Source organism: Zhongshania marina, from assembly GCF_002915595.1.
In the GTDB taxonomy this organism is placed as follows: Bacteria; Pseudomonadota; Gammaproteobacteria; order Pseudomonadales; family Spongiibacteraceae; genus Spongiibacter; species Spongiibacter marinus_B.
In genome coordinates this window covers 11,895-30,946 of record NZ_PQGG01000036.1, presented here as the reverse complement: position 1 = coordinate 30,946, position 19,052 = coordinate 11,895, and the positions used below count along the sequence as shown (strand labels likewise).

Sequence of the window (19,052 nt, the reverse complement as noted above, 5' to 3'; positions counted from 1 at the left end):
GAGTATTTGACGGGTTAGAATTTCAGGCTAGTACAAAAGAGGAGAGCCTAGCCTGAAGGGTATTACGCTGGAACGGGGTTGCCGTTCAGTTTCTCGATTGGGTTTTTCGCTTCGTGGCCGCTGGCGACAATGGCGGCAGTAAAGCGCACAACCATTAGGCAAAGAACCAAAGACAGCAGGGTGAGAAGACGAGTCGCGATCCAAGGCATGTCATGGTTAAGTGACATGAAGTATGGCCACGCGGTCATGCCGTAAGAGGCGCCCATTGCAACAACGGAAACCGGAATAATAAATAGACGGTTCCAGCCGCGCAGATAAGGTTCAATCAAGTACAGCAGGAAGCCAACTAGCAACATAGATGTACCGTTCAACCAGCCCCAAGCTAGTGGGAAGCCGAATACTTTAAACGAGGCATCGCCATAGTAAATGTAGGCTTGTGTTGCAGTACCAGGCATTTCCATGATGACGTCAGTCATTGCAATCAAGAACCAGGTAATGAATACGCCCTTCACTGTTAGGCCGGCTTTCATGCGGGTATAAGCCCAGTAGCCGGTCATAGAGATAAAGAAGACATAGCAAGGTGGAATTAAATAAGGAATATTTAAGTCGTAACCTATAAATGCAGGACCAGGCAGGTTGGTTGGGTACCACAGGTGGCCTAGGTGATCGAGCATTGGCTCAATCAATGAGCAAATTAGGCCGCCGAAAATCATAAGTAAAGGAATGTCGTTCCCTTTCTTAAAGAAGCAATACAGCGCCCAAGGGATAACTGCAATGCCGAACCCCCCTGCCCAAACCGTAAATAGGTTACCCACTAGTTCATTCGCTGCGTAATCGGCGGGTACAGGTAATGTCCCCCCGATCATTGGCTGCATTAGCTTATCCATTAAAGACATAGTCTTAATCCTCTCGTGTGCTTATTTTGGGTAAATGAAGTTTTCACTTCATGTTCTTTATTGCCGTCATAGCTGAGTTGCGCCCAGGCATACCGCAAATACCGGCGCTGGGGTGTGTTCCTGATCCGCTTAGGAACAAGCCTGGTACGGGTGTTTTATAGCCACCTAATGAAAATGCAGGACGGCCAGGTCCAAAGCGCGTTACATAGGGGTCAACGTGGTAAACACTGCCGTCGATGGCATGAAAGCGCTTTTCGATATCTGGCGGCGCAAGTGGGCGGCGCGCGATTTCAAGCTCTTCAATGCCTTCGTAATATTTAGCTGAGTCTTTGGTTATCATGTCGCTGATTTGGTCGCGTGCTTTTTCCCAGCCAATGTTTGGCTTGAAGGGAACAAGGCCAGACCAGAACCAATAGGTATCGTGACCTTCAGGCGCCATGCTTGGATCAAACGCGGTGGTTACTTGTCCTAAGCCAGCAATGATTTCTGGAATTTCGCCGCGCTGACAGTCTTCGTACGCTTTTATGCCCTGCTCATAGGTAGCCCACTGCAGAGTTGGTAGGCGTAAGTCCGCATCCCAGCCGCGCTTTCTACGCCACTCTGAATGGCGGCGGGGCTCGATACGGCCTTTTAAGGCAATGTTTAGTTTGAAGTCGGCGATGCCGCGGCTGGCAGTCGGAATGTGCTTGGCGGTGACAGCGGTTTTGTGATCCAAAAGACCTTCTGGTAATAGATGGTTGAGTACCATTTTGGGGCTGAAGGCCGTTACGACGCCTTTTTTAGCGAAAATCTCTTCGCCGCCGGCAATTCTTACACCTGCAGCGCGGCCATCTTTGATGATGATTTCTTCTATCTTCGCGCCGGTGCGAACTGAGCCGCCGTGGTCTTCAAGACAGCGAATTAATGCTTTTGGGAAGGCGCCGGTACCACCTTCAAACATGGTGATGCCCTGACTTTGCAGTGCCGCCAAGTAAATCATGCAGAAAGAGCTTAAATCTGAACGGAACTCCATGAATGGAAGGCCGGTTAGCAAACAGGCGCGAACCATATCGCTTTCAAACATTTCTTCCAGCGCGGCAGCGTGGGAGTTAGTCATTAATTTGACGATTGCGGGGATGTGGCGAGCGTGTCGAATGGCGCCGCCCATCGTGCGCAATACTGCGGCAGGGCTGGGGCGATGAGCATTGGTATTCATCAACGGCAGACCAATCTTCATGGCACGATCTATGGTGTTTGACAGATCCATCCACGCAGCAGCGTCTTTTTTAGAAAAATATTTGATCTCTTCAGCGGTGCGGCGTGGGTCATTCCACATTCCGATAGACTCATCACCGTCCTGGCTTAGCTGAACGTGGCAGGGGTCGATACGGCGTTGACGCAGGCCGTACTTGGTTTCCAGCTCTAATTCTTGCGCGATAGGTGAAAGGCGAAACAGTGAGGCGTGAATCGAGGCCTCATTAATCATATGGTCGGGCGCTTCGGGTGCCATTGGGTTGGTTGCGGTCATACCGCCGGCGGTTTCGTGCGCCTCTACAACCAAGGTTTTTAGGCCGGCCTTCGCAAGATAGCAGGAGGCAACCAAACCATTGTGGCCCGCTCCAGCGACAATAACGTCGATATCCTTGTAATCGGCAGGTGAATTCTGTTGATCTTGCATGTCTAGTTACTTCCTCTTCGCAATTCAGCTGTTTTCGCTGTTGATAATTCAGCGCTGTGTTTAAGACGAGCCATTCAACGGAGACAGGGGCTGCTTTTCCGTTATTGCACGGCCTCTGGCTAGAGTATGCTGAATCTTATATAGCGTTCGTTATAGTAATGATTCGCAGTTTATCCAGCTAGAGCTAGGGCTGTCAATTCGTTTTTCTAGGGTCGTTAGTTAAATAACAGTAATGCGCCTGCCGGAGTAACGTGAATTACGTCACGCCGTGGGAGCAGGATCTAGGATGGCGGCTTGGTTTCATAAAAAAATCGTCGGAACCGACGATCAGACAATTGAGGGCTTCTCTATACTCATTAATATACCTCTAATGAGCGTTAAATAAGTGCTTGCTTATTTGTGTGTGATTTATTCGCACGGGCGATCGAGCGGTGTGTGTAAGTCAGTTAAGGCTAGCAGCCAAGTATAAAATAACAAAAAGATTAGTATTTAGGGTGGGTAAGTATGACTATAAGAAAAAGAACGAGCTTAAGTTTGGCGATTATTGCTGCTGGGTTGTCGGCTTCAATTGCGGCTTCTGCTCAGGTGCCGGAAGAGGCCGCGTCGGGCAAAAGAACAAATAGATTGCTCGAGGAGGTGGTGGTCACCGCCCAGAAGCGTGAAGAAAATGTGCAAGACGTCCCCATTGCTATCACCGCCTTTAGTAATGAAAAACTCGATGCTTTCGGAATCGAGAGCGCTCAAGACTTAGAGACCATTACGCCTGGTTTTACTGTTACCAGTGCGGCGGGCTTTAACGTCGCGTATTTGCGCGGTGTTGGTACTGATGCATTTTTACCCGGCGCAGACCCCAGCGTACCGTTTTATCTTGATGGTGTTGCACTACTTGGTGCGCAGGGCAGTAGCGACACCCTGGGTCGCGTGGAGCGAGTAGAGGTTCTAAAGGGGCCGCAGGGCACGTTGTTTGGTCGTAACGCAACTGGCGGTGCGATCAATATTGTGACGCCGGAGCCCGGTGAGGAGTTTTTAGGCGATTTAAAATTAGAGTTTGCCGACTATGGCGAGCGTAACGCCCAAATTTATGTGAATGTGCCTTTAGTCGAAAATAAATTAGCTGCGACGTTCACTGCTTTTACCAATGAGCGCGACAATTACTACACCAATGATGTCGGCGAGGTGATTGATGTATATGCCCGAGGCGGGCGATTAAAGTTGCGCTGGGACATTACCGATGACCTGGCGATTATTTTAGCGGGCTCTAAGCAAGAGGCGGCCAATAATGGGGGCTTGGCCTTTGAGTTGACCCGCCCTGCGCCAGTATTGGGTGCGGCTTTGCCTAAAGATCCCAAGGCAGATCGCCATGTCAGTTTTGACTCGATGGCTGGGGCCGAAACGGAATCAGAATTGTATTCTGTGACCATAGATTGGCGTCTCTCCGGCGTCGACGTTAAGTTTATCGGTTCCGATCAAGAGCTGTCGGCTCCATTTGTGCGGGCGGACTTTGATAAGAGCGCCTTACCTATCATTAATATTGAGTCGATTGTTCAGCTGGCTTTGCAAAAAACCGCGGAATTGCAGTTTTTGTCGAACGCTGAAACACCTTTCTCCGAGTATTTTGAGTGGGTGGCAGGACTTTATTACATAGAGTCTAGCGGCGGCTTTGATCCCATCGCCTTTGATGTATTGCCTAGTGCATTAACAAGTTTACCAATTCCACTTGGCGGCGAGTTGTCTGGCTTGCTAAATGACGTGAGTAGCTTATTAGGTCTGCAGAATTTGGGTGACGGTGTTCGGGTGCTGGCTTATGGTGTTTTGGACAGCGAAGCCTACTCCGCCTATATGCAAGGTACATTAAAGCTAGGAGACAACTGGGATTTAACCTTGGGTGCGCGCTATCAGGAAGAGAAGCGTAATCTGCTAAATGCCAAAGCGGAGGTGGCAGGGCAGGATGGCTCCACGCTGACGATTCGTGAAGACAAGGTTCCCGAGCTTCGCGCCGAGCAAATGTCGCCAAAGATTGCCTTGCAGTGGCGGCCCTTCGATGATGACACGCAAATTTACGCGTCGTGGGCGAGAGCATTTAAAAGCCCTACTTACAACACAGTTAACTTGTTAGACAGTCCAGAAGAGGTTGAGGAGGAGCGAGTTGACTCCTATGAGCTTGGCTTTAAGTCGCAGCTCTTTGATCAAAATCTAACCTTAAATGCGGCGTTGTTTTATATTGAGCAAGAAAACTTGCTGACAGGGTTTGTGGCGTTAGCTTCGGGTGGTGTTGTTAACTACGCCAATGCGGGTAACTCAGAAATCAGAGGTGCCGAGTTTGACTTCCTGCTCTCACCAATGCCCAACTTGAATCCTGGCTTGGTGCTGTTTGGCGCGGCTAGTTTCCTTGATTCTGAGTATACCGAGTACAAAGAAGGTCGCGGTTATGATGAAGACACAGGTTTGGCCTTTGGTAACGGCGGTACCTTTCCATTGCCAGCCAGAGACTTTAAAGGTAACCGCATTGTTCGTACGCCAGAGCTGACATATACCTTTGGCTTAAACCAGTCGATACCTCTTGGTGACGGCGCTTTAGAGTTCGGTGCAGATCTGTATTACAACGACGGTTTTTACTTCTTGCCGCAGAATTCAGATCTGTATGCGCGTGAGTCGTATACCTTGTATAACGCTAGGGTGAGTTATATCTATGATCCTTGGGGCGTTCGATTAACCGTATTTGGTGAAAATATCACTGATACTGAATACAACGAGGTCGTGTTTGTTGATGACTTTGGACGCAACCAAAGCTTGAACTCGCCCAAGGTGGTAGGTGCACGAGTGAATTGGGAGTTTTAATAGCGATTTGGTCGCGTAATGATGTACTTAACGCCCGTGTATTAGAAAGAGGCTAAAAATGAAAATAAATAATATGAAATTGCTATTTGCTGGCTGTGTGCTTTCAACGGCGATGACTGCGAATGCCCAGTCCCTAGATAGCATTCCGGTGTTGGGTGGCCTGCTGGCTGGTCTGGGTGGCGGTGGTATTCCGTCTTTGAGTGCTTTTCCAGATTTGGGCTTGGGCGGCGTAAGTTCGGCTGGATCGTCGGTGTTGTCGCCGCTTGTTAGTCAAGTATTAGGCAGTGAGGCTGCTGATGCGGTGATTTCTGGCGGTATTCCTGTCGTTGGCGAATTGCTGGTCAGCGATGCTTTTGCGCCATTTCTCGGAATAGGTGGCCAGCTTTTGACGACGGTTAGTCTTGGCAACATCTTAATTATGCCGCTCCAGCTTGCCCCCGCAGGTTTATAAGCACAAAGCTTGTTTGTCTATTATTAAATTGAGTCTTTTTTGAGCTTGTATCACCCCGTATCGTCGTTTTCGACGATACGGGGTGATACTTGTAGTGATAATTTGTAATAAGTATTTTTCGTTAGTAATTTTCAGATTGCTAATAGGTAAGTAATCAGGAGCAAGAAATGAAGCATAATAATTGGCTGCCGGTGACGCTAATAGCGCTGGCGTCTTCGGCTGGCGTGAATTCACAGGAAGTCGGCCAAGCCGGAAAAAAGCAAACAAATAGATTGATTGAAGAGGTTGTAGTCACGGCCCAGAAGCGTGAAGAAAACGCCCAAGATGTTCCTATTGCAATTACCGCGTTTAGTAATGAAAAACTTGATGCTTTTGGTATAGAAAGTGCTCAAGACCTAGAGAGAATTACCCCAGGCTTAACCGTGACGAATGCGGTGGGCTTTAATGTTGCCTATTTGCGTGGTGTGGGCACCGATGCCTTTTTACCCGGTGCGGATCCCAGCGTACCTTTTTATCTTGACGGCGTCGCCTTGCTCGGTGCGCAGGGCAGTTCAGACACCCTCGGTAAGGTTGAGCGAGTAGAGGTATTAAAGGGGCCTCAAGGTACTTTGTTCGGCCGGAATGCAACGGGCGGTGCGGTTAATATTATTACTCCTGCTCCCGCAGATGAATTTTTCGGTAGCATGAAACTAGAGCTTGGTGATTACGGCGAGCAGAATGGCTTAATCTTTTTGAACTTGCCTTTAGTTGAAGGGCTTGCCGCCAGCGTCGCGCTATTTTCTAGCGAGCACGACAATTACTACAGCAATGATGCTGGCCCTATTATCGATGTCTACTCTCGGGGTGGCCGCGCAAAAATTCGCTGGGATATTTCCGATACGCTCGCATTAACCTTGTCTGGGTCTATGTCTGAGGGTAGCGGAAACTCAGGTTTGGCGTTTGAGAATACCCGCACCGCACCGGTATTAGGTATAGCGTTCCCGCAAGACCCTAAAGCTGATCGCAAATTGAGCTTTGATTCGCTGGCGGGAGCCACCTCTGAGTCTTACCTCGTGTCATTTACACTTGATTGGCAGTTGCCTGGTGTAGATATAAAGATGATTGGCTCCGATCAAGAGGTTGATGCACCCTTTGTGCAGGCTGATTTTGATAAAAGTGAATTACCCGTTATCAATATTCGCTCCATTGTACAGCTAGCTGAGCAGCAAACGCTTGAGCTGCAGTTTTTGTCGAATGAAGACAGCTACTTGAGTGAGCATATGGAGTGGGTGGCTGGTCTTTACTACCTTTCTTCCAGCGGCGGTTTCGATCCGATAGCGTTTGATGTTGCACCCAATGCCTTAACAACATTGCCAGTTCCATTGGCAGATTCACTAACAGGGCTATTGGGTGGCTTGCTAAATGTGGTTGGATTGCCGAACGTCAGTGAAGGTGTTCGGTTATTGTCTGGCGGCGTGCTAGATAGTGAGTCCTATTCGGCATATGTGCAAAGCACTTTCTTCCTGTCGCCGTCTATGGATCTTACCTTTGGCTTGCGTTACCAAGAAGAAGAACGAAATCTATTAAAGTCTCGCTTAGCGACTGTTGATGGCGATGGTGACGAGATCTTGCTGCGCTCTGACGACGTGCCAACCTTGACCTCTCATCAGTTGTCGCCAAAAGTCGCCTTTCAATGGCGTCCCTTTGATGACGACACGCAAATTTACGCCTCTTGGGGGCGGGCATTCAAAAGTCCGACCTACAACACGGTTAACCTACTTGACGCACCAGAGAGTGTAGAAGAAGAGCAGGTTGAATCTTACGAGCTGGGTATTAAAACAGATCTGTTAGACGGCAATTTGCGCTTAAACGCGGCGGTGTTTTATATCGAACAGCAGAATTTGCTAACCGGATTTGTGGCATTAGCGTCTGGTGGTGTGGTGAGTTACGACAATGCCGGCGATTCAGAAATATCGGGTGCAGAGGCAGATTTTGTATGGACGCCCATGCCTAATTGGAACCCAGGTTTGGCGATGTTCGGTGCTGTTAGTGTATTGGACTCTGAATACACATCTTACCCAGACGGGCGTGGTTATGATGAAGATACCGGTTTGGCGTTTGGCGAAGGCGGCACCTTTCCGCTACCGGCACGTGACTTCAGTGGCAATCGAATCGTAAGAACCCCTGAATTAACTTACACCTTTGGTGTGAACCAGAGTATTCCTGTCGGTGATGGCGCGATTGAGATTGGTGTAGATACTTATTACAACGATGGCTTTTACTTTTTGCCGCAGAACTCCGACCTTTATGCGCGTGAGTCCTACAATTTGTATAACGCTCGCGTAAGCTATTTTTACAATCCTTGGGGGCTGCAGTTAACAATATTTGGCGAGAACGTTCTGGATGAGGTTTACAACGAAGTGGTCTTTGTTGATGACTTTGGACGTAACCAAGTTTTGAACTCTCCTCGTGTTGTTGGCGCACGAGTTAACTGGGATTTCTAACTTAATGTGGATGGCGTTATTTTTGGCGCCATCTTTGGTGTTTGACGTTTTCGACGTTGCTAGCTACTAGTCGTGTGCGAAAGATGGTTTTTGGAGTATGAAAATGAAAAATTTTAAAAAAATCTTATTGAGCGTATCACTGCTTTTTGCGGTGAATGTAAACGCGCAAAATATTCCTATAGTTGGCGGATTGCTTCCATTAGGGCAGGATTTGCTATCTAGTGGTTTACCAGCACTTACCACGATACAAATTGAGCCAGTAGTTAATGAATTATTAGGCAGTGGTTTAGCGTCGCTAACAGATTTAGGTGGGCAGGGTGGTTTACCAATACTTACGCCCATAATGAACGGTGAGATCCGCTTAATTACCCTTACCGACGTATTTGGCGGTTCTGAACTCCCTTTGATTGGAACCGTATTAGGTAGCGGTTTAGTAAATGACGCAATCGCTGGTGGGGTACCTGTACTTGGCAGTTTATTGGACACCGAGCCAGCGCAAGTATTGGTGCCTGCGTTTAGTCAGGTTTTAGTAGCAATACCGGTTGATCAATTAATACTGCTTCCGTTGTCATTGGCACCGTTTTGAAGAAGACTTTCGTGATTTAGGTGGTAAACTCGAGCACCTAGTGCCAAATTCTTAATTTGTAGCGGGGATATTTCCCCGCTAATTATTTTATGTTCGTGTTTAGTAGTAGTCGCTTAAATACCACGGCATTGTGATCTTCTAAATCCCGTTCGGGTTCTTCGGCGAGGGAGATATTCGGGAAGCGTTTAAACATTTCCCCCATCGTTAAATATAGCTGACGCTTTGCGAGCGCGGCACCGATACAGAAGCGCGGGCCGTAGCCAAATAGCACGTCGGGTTCGAATTTCCGTCTAACATCTAGTTTTTCCGGATTGCTAAAGTAGGCTGGGTCGTGATCTTTTAGGTGCGGCATCATCAAGACCATTTGGCCTTTCTTCACCTCTTGCCCTAATAGCTGCATATCACTTGGCGCATAGCGGGCAAAGCCCATTTTTGAGTTGCCAGACCAGCGCATTATTTCGCTAAAGGCGTTCGAGAACGCGTCGGCGGATTCCAGCGCATAGGGTACTTGGTCTGGGCTTTTTAGTAGGGCATACACCGACCACTGCTGGGCAATGAGGGTGGTGTCTGCGCCTGCGCCAATCAAGGCAAGAATCAGGGTGATAATATCCCATTCATTAAAATTTTCATTTGCCGCTTCTATTTTGAGTAGTGCGCTGAGAAAGTCTCCTTCCTGAGGGTTTTCGCGACGCTCGGCGATTACCACCTGCAGTATATCGATGGCTTTATTACTGTCTTCTTGGGCGCGCAGGCGACGTTCTTCCGAGATGGTTGGGTTCCATGTTTCGGTAAATGTTTGGGTGACACGCTTCATCTCTGGCCAGTATTTTTCCGGTACACCGACCATTGCCGTGATGGAAATAAAGGGAATGTGCTGGGCGACCTCGGTGATGTAATCAAAGGATTCAGGTGTGCCTATGTCGTCGAACAAACGTGTTACGTGGGGTTCGATTTGACGCTGAATATTGTCTACCACATTGCGTGAAAAGGCCGGTGAGGTGATTCGGCGCACTAGGCGGTGATGATCTGGGTCGGCAAGCAGGCTGTGGCCAACTAGGGCTTTTTCAAATTTATTCCAGTTTTCCTCGGTGGGGCGTGGCGGTGCAAATTCCCAGTCGTAAAAGTCAGATGAAAGGTATTCGCGTTTCCAGCAATCCATGATGTCTGGCATTTGGGTCATGATCCACGCCTGCCACGGTGCATACCACACCAAGGGGCCCCGAGCCGCGATGGCTAGGCACTGTGGCGCGGGATTTTCTGCGTATGACTTTGAGTTCGGGTCGAAGAGTGACTCGATGGGGGGAAGAGTGCTTGCACTTGCTGACATGGTAGATCCTCGCTGATGACGCTTAGGGCGACGCGGAATTGTTATTGTTGCTGCTAATATTTCGCTGCTTGCAAAAAAATATACTCCAGTGTAATTTTATTCTCAAGTTACTAAATAATTAAAATAGGCATCTGGAGATTCAAGGTATGAAAGACTTTACAAATAAAGTGGCTGTTATTACCGGCGGGGCTAGCGGTGTCGGGCGGGCAATAGCGCTTTTACTGGCCAAAGAAGGTGCCAAGGTGGTCGTGGCAGATATTGAGGCGGCAGCACTCGAGCGCACAGTGGCAGAGCTGGAGAGCTTGGGTTGCGAATGCATGGGTCAGAGCGCAGATGTGACTGATGCGAGTTCAATGAACGCCCTGGTAGACGCTGTGATGGCGCGCTTTGGCGCAATGCACCTTGTGTTTGCCAATGCGGGGGTTGGCACTGGCGAAGCCGGCAATATGTGGGACTACGAGCTAAATGACTGGGAGTGGGGCTTTCGGGTAAACACCTGGGGCCTAATTCATTCTATTAACGCATTTTTACCTAAATTGGTCGCGCAGAACGAAGAGGCGCATTTTGTGGTGACGGGTTCCGGCAATGGTGCGTTTCTCATGTTGCCAAATACCCCAATCTATACCGCCAGCAAGGCCGCAGTGCAGGCGATCACCGAGAATTTGCACTATCAACTTCAAGCCACTCAGTCACCGGTCAAGGTCAATGCTCTTTTCCCCGGCCCCCATGTGGTGAACACTGGTATTTTTAATTCTGAGCGCAATCGCCCAGAATCGCTGCCGGGCAATCCCGACAAGCCCGATTCAGGAATTCACTCAGTTGAGGACATGAAGGCGATTATGGCCCAGTACGATATGCAGTTGCAGACGACGGAGCCAGAAGAGGTTGCGGCATTTGCGATACAGGGTATTCGGGACGAGAGCTTTTGGATTTCGCCGATGTCAGACAAGGCTAGGGCAGCCTTTGTCGCAAGGGTAGATAGCATCTTAAACAGAACCACGCCAACGGTGCCGGATGTCTTGTAGCAATAGGATCGCTGCTTTCGCAACAGCCCCGTCGTCGCCGTCACTGACGGCGGTGGCGTGGTTCTCTGCGTAGGCTTGCGTTACTATCCCCTCCTAAATAGGGTTTTGAGGTGAGTATTTTGCCAGTAGCACAGCTTGGGCGCAGAGAGCGAAAGAAGAAGGCGGTTCGTGAAAATATATGCGAGCAAACCCTTCTTTTAATTAATCGATATGGTGTGGATGGCATCACCATAGACGCCATTTGCGATTGCGTAGATATCGCCAAAAAGACCTTCTACAACTACTACGCGTCGAAGCACGATCTGCTGGTAGATATCTGCCAGTCAGAATTGCTGCAGCGCACCGATGACCTGATTACTGAAGCCATAGAGCAGAGTGATGACCTTGCTAGCCAGCTAGAATTTGTCCTCGGGGTACTCGCCACCCGTAACAGCACCGCCAGTAAATTAGAGCGGGAGCTTATTGGCTATTTAGTTGGGTCGCTGTCGACGAATATGAGCCAAGGCGCCAGCCAATTGCAGTTTATGAGTAACTGCTACCAGCGCTTGTTTAGCCACGGTAAGGCGCAGTTAAAACCGGGCCTAAGTCCGCAGTTCTGTGCAGAAATGACGGTGGGTATGACTAATATCATCACCTTGAATTGGCTGCACGACGATCATTACGACACCTCGGCGCGCTTTAAATCGCTGAAAACCTATTTGACAGATAGCATGCTGAAATAGCGTGTCCCTGCATTGCCTAAGCAAGGTTTACCGTATACCCATAAGCTGAGTAATTGCCTTTAAGCGGTTTATGATCAGCGACAATAAAATCAGCAGGCAACCGAGGAGTTGGCTGGCGTTCATAGTTTCACTAAACCACAGCATTGCGATAAGTGTCGTCCACAGGGGTTCTAACACCATGATAACAACACCGTGGCTATTTGCCGTCAGGCTCTGTGCATAGGTTTGAACCAAGAAGCGCAGCGCGGTGCCTATGGTTGCAGAGAGTAGAATCCAACCGATTAATTCAGCGTGAAGATTGGTGAGGGTGGGCCGCCAAGCTTCGAAAAAAGCAGACGTTATTCCGGTAATGACACCGGTTGTTAACAGCACAATCGTGGTTAGGGCCAGCACGGGAATCTTACTCGCTTTGCCGTCGCTACTATTGTTTTTGACGAATGAGCGGATATTGGTGACTCGCGCATTTAAGTTGAAATACAGGGCGAAAAAAGCTGCCGACGTCAGCAATAAAATATGTGAAGCCTCTATTTTTAGCGCGTGCGTTGTTGCCGCACCAAGCGATAAAAAGCCAAGACCGACAAGTGCCACCGGTAGCGCGAACCATGTGCTGGGTGGAATGCTTTCTTTAAACAAAAGCCGCGCAATGATGGGAACCATCACCACGCCAAGGCTAGCTAAAAATGCTGCTTCGCCTACATGGCTCGCTTTTTCCAGCCCGGTTACCCAAAAGCACATGGCAAAGCCAAATATTAATCCAACCCGAATAGCATGCAGCCATGCGCAGCGGGCCAGCCCCCGCAGTGCTTGGTATGACACACAGCTAAGCAGTAGGCCTGCCAGAAAAAAACGCATCGACATAAAGAGCAGTGGGGGCATTTGTAATACTGCCTCTTTGGAGAACATCCAGCTGATAGACGCCAATAGGGTCACAATCACTAGCAGCAGGTCGGATTTATATGCATTGTTCAAGGTTTTGGCCTATTCAAAATGGACGCCCTAGTATAGTGCTCTCTAGGGGCTAATGTTTTTCGATCTCGCAACTTAGCTTATATGCTCAGCCAAAATGGCGTTTTATTGGTCGTGTGAATGAATATTAATGTGCATATTTAAAATCTCCGCTTGACCTTAAAATGTAAACCATATACTTTTTTTACACTGTAGTTACCTTTTTGTGGCCTTGCTACTCGGCATGCCAGTGTGGGAGAAAAGTATGAGTACGCGTTATGACAAGCCAATTCCATTCGGCTGGTTTGCGATTGAATACACAAAGGAATTAAACCCCAGTGATGTAAAGCCCCTGCGGTATTTTGGTCGTGATTTGGTGTTGTTCCGCACCGAGTCAGGAGAAGCGGCATTGCTTGATGCCCACTGCCCGCATTTAGGTGCGCATTTGGGCCACGGCGGTGTTGTTAAGGGCGAGAGTATCAGTTGCCCGTTCCATGCTTGGGAGTACAACGGCGACGGCTTTTGTACCAAGGTCCCTTATGCCAAGAATATGCCACCCAAAATTGACGGCAAGCAAGCGCTGCGTCGCTATCCTGTAAAAGAGTGCAATCAAATGATTTGGGCTTGGTATCACCCACAGGATGCTGAGCCATTATGGGAGGTTGAGTCTCACCCTGAACTGCATTCGTCAGAGTGGACGGATATGGATGTTTACGACTGGAGAATCAATTCGATTATTCAGGAAACCGGTGAGAATGCGGTTGATATCGCGCATTTTGTGACGGTACACGCATCGCCAGAAATGCCCGTTGGCGAAGTAACGATTGAAGGCTATCAGCGCAGCACAGTCATGGACAGCTTAACCGAGGCGATTGATGAGTTCGGCAATATTGACCGCAGCGGCGAAAACTTTGATATGGGGCGCTTGGTGACCTCGTCCTATGGTCCCGGGCAAACCTACCAAAAATTTTCACGACTTTTCGAAATAGTAATGATGGGTACGGTAACGCCGATTGACGAGCAGAGCTTGCACATGCGCTTTAGCTTCAGCATGCCAAAGCAGCAGTCAGATGAGCACAAACTGTACGCCAATGCCTTCCGCGATGAGATAGTGCACCAAGTTCAGCAGGATATTCCGATCTGGGAAAACAAGGTGTACCTAGATGAGCCGACGCTCTGTGATGGCGATGGTCCAATTGCAAAATACCGCAAATGGTTTCAACAGTTTTACGCCGCGTAAGAGCTGCTTTCAAGCGCCAATAAAACCGAACTAAATTTTAATAATAACGAGGAAAATACCATGACTCACCCCACTGCACCCATAGGCAAGCCGGGCGATATTTTAAACTGGCCGATGTTGAAAATTAGCTACCTTACGGATCCAGAAAACATTGCTGCTTTGTTGCCACCTGGGATCACACCGGCAAAAACGCCAAAAGTTACCCTGACGATCTATAATTTTCCGGTATTAAATGAGCCTGAGTACGGCTGCGTGGTGAATGTGGATGCTGTTTACAATGGCATCGAGGGCGAATATACCCTTGGGATTGCTATAGACCAAGAGGCAGCCATCTACGGCAGCCATGAGCGCTGGGGGCAGCCAAAGTATTATGCTGAGACCAAGTACTTTCGTTTAATGGATTATATAAGCGCCAGTGTCACACATCGCGGTTACACCTTTCTTGAATACAGCGGCCAAGTGACTGGGCCGGGAGAAATACCGCCGGAGTTTGAAACCAATGAGTGGTGGATTAAATGTTTGCGCGGTGTCGATATGGCATCGACTGATTATGATTTTCCGCCCCATGTGGTGCGGGTGTACAGCAAATACGGCACCGCCTACGTAGAAAAATTAAACGGTAAATTGACCCTCAATGACAGCCCTTGGGACCCAGTGGCAAGTAAATTACCCGTGCGAAGCGAGCCCGAGGCACATTTGTGGACACCGATATTCTTAGATCGTCAGATCACCCTTGAAGGGCCTTTAGATCCACAAGGCTTCCAGCCGTTTGCAGATACCATAGGCGGCTCTCGTTGGCCTGGGGAATTTGGCGCGCCTAAAAAGGGCTAGCTATACAAGGGGTGTGTGTGCGGCGCAAATTGCGTAGCGCCAAGCCCGAGCCACCCTAAGCTGAGGCTTTAATAATAAAGGCCGGAATAACAAAGTCTTTTATGTATTGCCGAATTTGCTCGGCGGAACACTCGGCTTCAATCGCCATACGCGAGAAATTGTGCTGCATGATGATGATCCAGTTGATGATTTCGGAGTCATCAATTTTGAGAATTTGCGCGTCATCGGCACTTAATTTCTTCAGCAGGGGCTGCCATGTCTCCATAATCGCGTCTTTTATCGGAGACTCTTCACCATTCAATATGGTCTTAAATACGTGGGAGGTTTCTACTAGAACTCTCACGCTTTCATCTTTAAACGCCTGTTCTGCACTCGATAAAAAGTATATTTCCAGGGCTTGTTCCATACTATTGCAGTCACTAATTTTAGCCTTGATTTTGGCGTTAAATTGCTCTGCGCGGTAGGCTAAAAAATTACTGATTAGGTTGTTTCGATTGCTATATTTGCGGTAAATGGTGATTCGGCTTAAGCCGGCCTGCTCCGCAATATTCTCCATTGTGGTCTTTTCTAGACCATATATCTTGATGCAGCTAGTTACAGCTTCCATAAGCACTTGGCGCTTGTTTTCGGCGGTTTTCCTCGATTTTTGCGTGCTTTTAGTAGGAGTTTGCATATTTTGGCTTTATTGAAATTCCTGTTTGGGCAGCGGTGAGCCCTACATAGAGATGGCCGCAAAGTCGAAATGTTAATCGATCTGTTATCGCAATAGCAATTTGATCGCACTGTTTTGTCGGCTGCAAGGTGGTGAGTTGGCAATTTGGGACTAATCTTTATGAAGCGGTTTAATCGTGTGACAGCGCAATCAAAATTAATTTAATCGATTAGCTAAATCTTGACAGTTCAAATGATACGTATTATAAATATTTGTAACAAAGCGATGGCTCAGAGGTCGCTGACAATAATTACTAGCAAATGGAAGGTACGCAATAAATGGCCAGTCTAGAAAGTCCAGTAGGACGCGTGGCAAATCTGCAGGAAAAGCCCTCAATGTTTAAACCTTTGCGCTTGGCAAGAGCGATTTCACTCGCGTCTCTCGGTGCTGCCGTTTTTGCTGCTTCACCAGCGTGGGCGCAGAAGGAGGCGGGCACAGAAACTCGCGGTAAAAATCGGCTGATCGAAGAAGTTGTGGTTATGGCGCAGAAACGCGCCGAAGACGCGCAGGACGTCCCAATCTCTCTGGCGGCATTTTCAGAGCAAAAGCTAGATGCGATGGGTATTGATGACCCCAAAGATTTAGCCCAGTTTACCCCGGGCATGTATTACGGTCAGACCGTAAACTTCGCGGTTATTTATATTCGCGGTGTGGGTAGTGATGCTTTCTTGCCCGACTCCGATCCCAGTGTTGCAACCTATATCGATGGTATTTACTACCCTTTTGCAAACGGACAGTCGCAGGCGTTTGGTGCGGTTGAGCGGGTAGAGGTACTTAAGGGGCCACAGGGTACCTTGTTTGGTCGGAACTCTACCGGTGGAGCCATTAACATTATCACCAAGTCACCTGGTGTTGAGCCTGAAGTATCGGTGCTGGCGAGCAAAGAGAGCTTTGATAATACCAATCTCCGCTTGCACGGAAGCCTGCCAGTTACTGATTGGTTGGCCGCGAGTGTGTCGTATACCAAAGCCGAGTCAGACAATTACTACAAGGGTACACGCGGTGATGGTAACGGTGGCAGTGAGTCATTTCCTAAAGAGGAAAGTGAAGGCTATCGGATGAAAATTCGTTTCTCGCCAACCGAGAATATGGATTTAAACCTCGCGTATATTAAATTCGATCAGTACGGCGTTAGCTCAACCGCTATGCCAAATGTAGCGCCCAGCGTATTAGCGCAAACCTTGGGTATCGAGGCGCAAACCCGTGAATACTATGTTGACGTTGATGTACCAAGTTATTTCTCCTTAGATAACGACGTGTATTACGGCCAATTTGAATGGCGCACCGATTGGTTCGATATGAAAATTTTGGCGAGCAAGCAAGATATCGCAACCGACAACGTCTATGACTTTGACGGCTCAGATACCCCCTTCATCACCTTCGATGCTAAAGGCCAGTTTGCCGACGTAAAAACCCAAGAGATTCAATTCCTGTCGAACGAAAATGGACCTGAGTGGATAGAGTGGATTGTTGGTGCCTTCCATTTGGAGCAGGAATCAGGCTTCCCGCTTAACCGTTTGTCGGTACTGGGCTTAGATCTAAGCGATGGCGCTTTACTGGGTATTCCCGTTCCGGAGGGCTTAATCAATGTGGTATCGGGCTTAACCAGCGGTTTGGGGATTTCTGTACCAGACGGTGTGTCGCTAGGTTTGGTGTCCTTGCTAGGAACCAAGTCAACAGCATATTTTGCGCAATCTACTTTGCACTTTACTGATGATTTATACCTAACCTTGGGTGGTCGTTATCAAGAAGAGACCCGTGGCGTTATTGAATCTAGCGTGGGCTTAGTTGGCTTGGATGGTAGCAATAGCAGTCTGCTGCAGTTCAGCCGCCCAGTATCAGATACCAATAACTTCTCGCCTAAGGTGTCGGTGGGATATAACTTCGGCGACGATATATTAGCCTACGCAACATATACGCAAGGTTATAAGAGTGGCACCTTCAATACCGTAAACGTATACGATGAGCCAGAATACGTTCGTCCTGAAACGGTGACCACCAAAGAGATTGGTCTTAAATCCCAATTCTTTGATCAAGGTTTAACAATGAACTTTGCGATTTTTGAAAATGAAATCGAAGATCTGCAAGTTCAGTTTATTTCCTTGTTGAGCGGTGGCGCGGTATCACTTGAAAATGCGGGTGGCGCGAGAATTCGCGGTATTGATTTCGACTCCCAGTGGGTGCCCATGCCAGACATGAACCCGGGGCTTGTACTCGCATTGACGGGGTCTTACCTAGACTCTGAATACACCTCGTATGTAAATGGTAGTGGTTATAACGAAGGCGACGGCTTTTACAATAATCGCCAGGGTGATTTTACGGGGAACCGTGTAACCCGTACGCCTAAATTTAGCGGTAGCTTTGGTTTAAACCAAGTTGTTGAAGTATCGGATCTTGGTGAATTGGAATTTTCTACCAGTGTCTACTACAACCAAGGCTTCTATTACCTAGCGCAAAATTCGCCAGTGTCGTGGGAAGATGAATATTACGTTGTGGATGCAGCATTAGGATTTTTGCATTACGACACGAATATTCGGGTAACGGCCTTTGGTAAAAACTTAAGCGATGATCGCTATACCTATTCGCAATTCCATACAGATGCAGGACGTTCAGATTATCTAGCCCCGCCGAGAACCTATGGTTTAAGAGTGAACTGGGAATATTAATATTTGCTGTTTAGTTTAATATTCTTTGCGCCCTTCGGGGCGTTTTTTTTTTGATTAAAAAAACAGATTGAATAGGCAGAAGGATTTATATTTGTTTTGTTGCAGACGTAAAGTTTGGGCAAAAAAAAGCCCCGCAAAGCGGGGCAAAGATACAAATGTAAATTAAGTTTTACAGTCCTGGAAGCGTGCCTAGGGCGCCTAAAGGATTGCCATCAAGGGTAAGTAAGGCACCAATTTCATCAATTGGGTTGCCTAGCAGGATGTTGGTAAGCGTGCTGGCTTGTGGTGCTAAGCCGTTTACTACTGGCGTAAGTGGGCTGCTGAATAATAGAGTGGTTACAACGGGAAGCCCTTGGCCAACACCTACTGCCGTCAGCGAGGTTACAAGGCCTGATGGCGCCATGTCACCAATTGCAGGTATGGGTAAACCTAAAAATTGTGCATTTGACAGTGATGAGCTAAGCGCGAGAACAGTGGCTGCCATGAGCGGTTTGGCTGATATTTTTTTCATATTGAACTCCGTGTTTTTGTTAGGCTAATTATCATCGTTATAAACTTAATCTAACATGATTAGGTTGTAAAATTAAACTTTTAATTTTTGTGTACAAGTTCCGTTTTAATTGCGTATTTGGCCAATTTTGATGGAGGAATACATGGGTTTAATGGGAAGCAG

The 19,052-nt window shown here is 48.1% G+C and carries 15 protein-coding genes; 9 read left to right on the top strand and 6 right to left on the bottom strand.

Going from position 1 to position 19,052, the window contains the following annotated elements; translation table 11 throughout:
• Positions 1-62: 62 nt before the first annotated feature.
• Complete coding sequence (locus tag C0068_RS15885; RefSeq protein ID WP_103685472.1) at positions 63-896, bottom strand: hypothetical protein; 834 nt, start codon at positions 894-896, stop codon at positions 63-65.
• Between the two features lie 43 nt (positions 897-939).
• Entirely contained in the window at positions 940-2,553 is a 1,614-nt protein-coding gene (locus tag C0068_RS15880; protein ID WP_103685471.1) for a phytoene desaturase family protein, read from the bottom strand.
• A gap of 504 nt (positions 2,554-3,057) precedes the next feature.
• On the opposite strand from C0068_RS15880, the gene C0068_RS15875 reads away from it, so the two are divergent.
• The 4 genes from C0068_RS15875 (at position 3,058) to C0068_RS15860 (ending at position 8,911) form a co-directional block, all read left to right on the top strand.
• Positions 3,058-5,391 carry a TonB-dependent receptor gene (locus C0068_RS15875; RefSeq protein ID WP_103685470.1) on the top strand — a complete coding sequence of 778 codons (2,334 nt, stop codon included), beginning with the start codon at positions 3,058-3,060 and terminating at the stop codon, positions 5,389-5,391.
• Positions 5,392-5,449: 58 nt separating this feature from the next.
• Positions 5,450-5,842, top strand: a complete 393-nt coding sequence (locus C0068_RS15870) for a hypothetical protein (protein ID WP_103685469.1) — start codon at positions 5,450-5,452, stop codon at positions 5,840-5,842.
• Between the two features lie 167 nt (positions 5,843-6,009).
• The gene (locus C0068_RS15865) at positions 6,010-8,325 is read left to right on the top strand and encodes a TonB-dependent receptor (protein ID WP_103685468.1); all 2,316 of its coding nucleotides are present in this window, start codon (positions 6,010-6,012) and stop codon (positions 8,323-8,325) included.
• 103 nt (positions 8,326-8,428) lie between these two features.
• Entirely contained in the window at positions 8,429-8,911 is a 483-nt protein-coding gene (locus C0068_RS15860) for a hypothetical protein (protein ID WP_103685467.1), read from the top strand.
• Between the two features lie 82 nt (positions 8,912-8,993).
• Here C0068_RS15860 and C0068_RS15855 read toward each other — a convergent pair whose 3' ends face one another.
• On the bottom strand, positions 8,994-10,238 hold the full coding sequence (locus C0068_RS15855; protein ID WP_103685466.1) for a cytochrome P450: 1,245 nt from the start codon (positions 10,236-10,238) through the stop codon (positions 8,994-8,996).
• Positions 10,239-10,384: 146 nt separating this feature from the next.
• Between C0068_RS15855 and C0068_RS15850 the strand changes: the two genes are divergently transcribed.
• Positions 10,385-11,263, top strand: a complete 879-nt coding sequence (locus C0068_RS15850) for an SDR family NAD(P)-dependent oxidoreductase (RefSeq protein ID WP_103685465.1) — start codon at positions 10,385-10,387, stop codon at positions 11,261-11,263.
• Between the two features lie 119 nt (positions 11,264-11,382).
• Positions 11,383-11,985, top strand: coding sequence for a TetR/AcrR family transcriptional regulator (locus C0068_RS15845; protein WP_103685507.1), 603 nt, complete (start codon positions 11,383-11,385; stop codon positions 11,983-11,985).
• Positions 11,986-12,012: 27 nt separating this feature from the next.
• On the opposite strand, the gene C0068_RS15840 is transcribed toward C0068_RS15845, so the two are convergent.
• Positions 12,013-12,954, bottom strand: coding sequence for a DMT family transporter (locus C0068_RS15840; RefSeq protein WP_103685464.1), 942 nt, complete (start codon positions 12,952-12,954; stop codon positions 12,013-12,015).
• A gap of 241 nt (positions 12,955-13,195) precedes the next feature.
• On the opposite strand from C0068_RS15840, the gene C0068_RS15835 reads away from it, so the two are divergent.
• On the top strand, positions 13,196-14,170 hold the full coding sequence (locus tag C0068_RS15835; protein WP_103685463.1) for a Rieske 2Fe-2S domain-containing protein: 975 nt from the start codon (positions 13,196-13,198) through the stop codon (positions 14,168-14,170).
• 60 nt (positions 14,171-14,230) lie between these two features.
• Positions 14,231-15,001 (top strand): acetoacetate decarboxylase family protein, encoded by a 771-nt coding sequence (locus C0068_RS15830; RefSeq protein ID WP_103685462.1) that lies wholly within the window; start codon positions 14,231-14,233, stop codon positions 14,999-15,001.
• 55 nt (positions 15,002-15,056) lie between these two features.
• Here the strand turns inward: C0068_RS15830 and C0068_RS15825 are convergent, their stop codons facing one another.
• Positions 15,057-15,608: a TetR/AcrR family transcriptional regulator gene (locus tag C0068_RS15825; protein WP_158250011.1), complete on the bottom strand. Its 552-nt coding sequence runs from the start codon at positions 15,606-15,608 to the stop codon at positions 15,057-15,059.
• Positions 15,609-15,991: 383 nt separating this feature from the next.
• Between C0068_RS15825 and C0068_RS15820 the strand changes: the two genes are divergently transcribed.
• On the top strand, positions 15,992-18,379 hold the full coding sequence (locus C0068_RS15820; RefSeq protein ID WP_103685460.1) for a TonB-dependent receptor: 2,388 nt from the start codon (positions 15,992-15,994) through the stop codon (positions 18,377-18,379).
• 169 nt (positions 18,380-18,548) lie between these two features.
• Here the strand turns inward: C0068_RS15820 and C0068_RS15815 are convergent, their stop codons facing one another.
• Positions 18,549-18,890 carry a hypothetical protein gene (locus C0068_RS15815; protein WP_103685459.1) on the bottom strand — a complete coding sequence of 114 codons (342 nt, stop codon included), beginning with the start codon at positions 18,888-18,890 and terminating at the stop codon, positions 18,549-18,551.
• Positions 18,891-19,052 lie beyond the last annotated feature (162 nt).

Coding starts and splice junctions, on each gene's coding strand:
- C0068_RS15815 (WP_103685459.1), bottom strand. CDS start 18,890: ATGAAAAAAATATCAGCCAAACCGCTCATGGCAGCCACTGTTCTCGCG.
- C0068_RS15875 (WP_103685470.1), top strand. CDS start 3,058: ATGACTATAAGAAAAAGAACGAGCTTAAGTTTGGCGATTATTGCTGCT.
- C0068_RS15885 (WP_103685472.1), bottom strand. CDS start 896: ATGTCTTTAATGGATAAGCTAATGCAGCCAATGATCGGGGGGACATTA.
- C0068_RS15865 (WP_103685468.1), top strand. CDS start 6,010: ATGAAGCATAATAATTGGCTGCCGGTGACGCTAATAGCGCTGGCGTCT.
- C0068_RS15880 (WP_103685471.1), bottom strand. CDS start 2,553: ATGCAAGATCAACAGAATTCACCTGCCGATTACAAGGATATCGACGTT.
- C0068_RS15850 (WP_103685465.1), top strand. CDS start 10,385: ATGAAAGACTTTACAAATAAAGTGGCTGTTATTACCGGCGGGGCTAGC.
- C0068_RS15825 (WP_158250011.1), bottom strand. CDS start 15,608: ATGGAAGCTGTAACTAGCTGCATCAAGATATATGGTCTAGAAAAGACC.
- C0068_RS15860 (WP_103685467.1), top strand. CDS start 8,429: ATGAAAAATTTTAAAAAAATCTTATTGAGCGTATCACTGCTTTTTGCG.
- C0068_RS15835 (WP_103685463.1), top strand. CDS start 13,196: ATGAGTACGCGTTATGACAAGCCAATTCCATTCGGCTGGTTTGCGATT.
- C0068_RS15855 (WP_103685466.1), bottom strand. CDS start 10,238: ATGTCAGCAAGTGCAAGCACTCTTCCCCCCATCGAGTCACTCTTCGAC.
- C0068_RS15820 (WP_103685460.1), top strand. CDS start 15,992: ATGGCCAGTCTAGAAAGTCCAGTAGGACGCGTGGCAAATCTGCAGGAA.
- C0068_RS15830 (WP_103685462.1), top strand. CDS start 14,231: ATGACTCACCCCACTGCACCCATAGGCAAGCCGGGCGATATTTTAAAC.
- C0068_RS15870 (WP_103685469.1), top strand. CDS start 5,450: ATGAAAATAAATAATATGAAATTGCTATTTGCTGGCTGTGTGCTTTCA.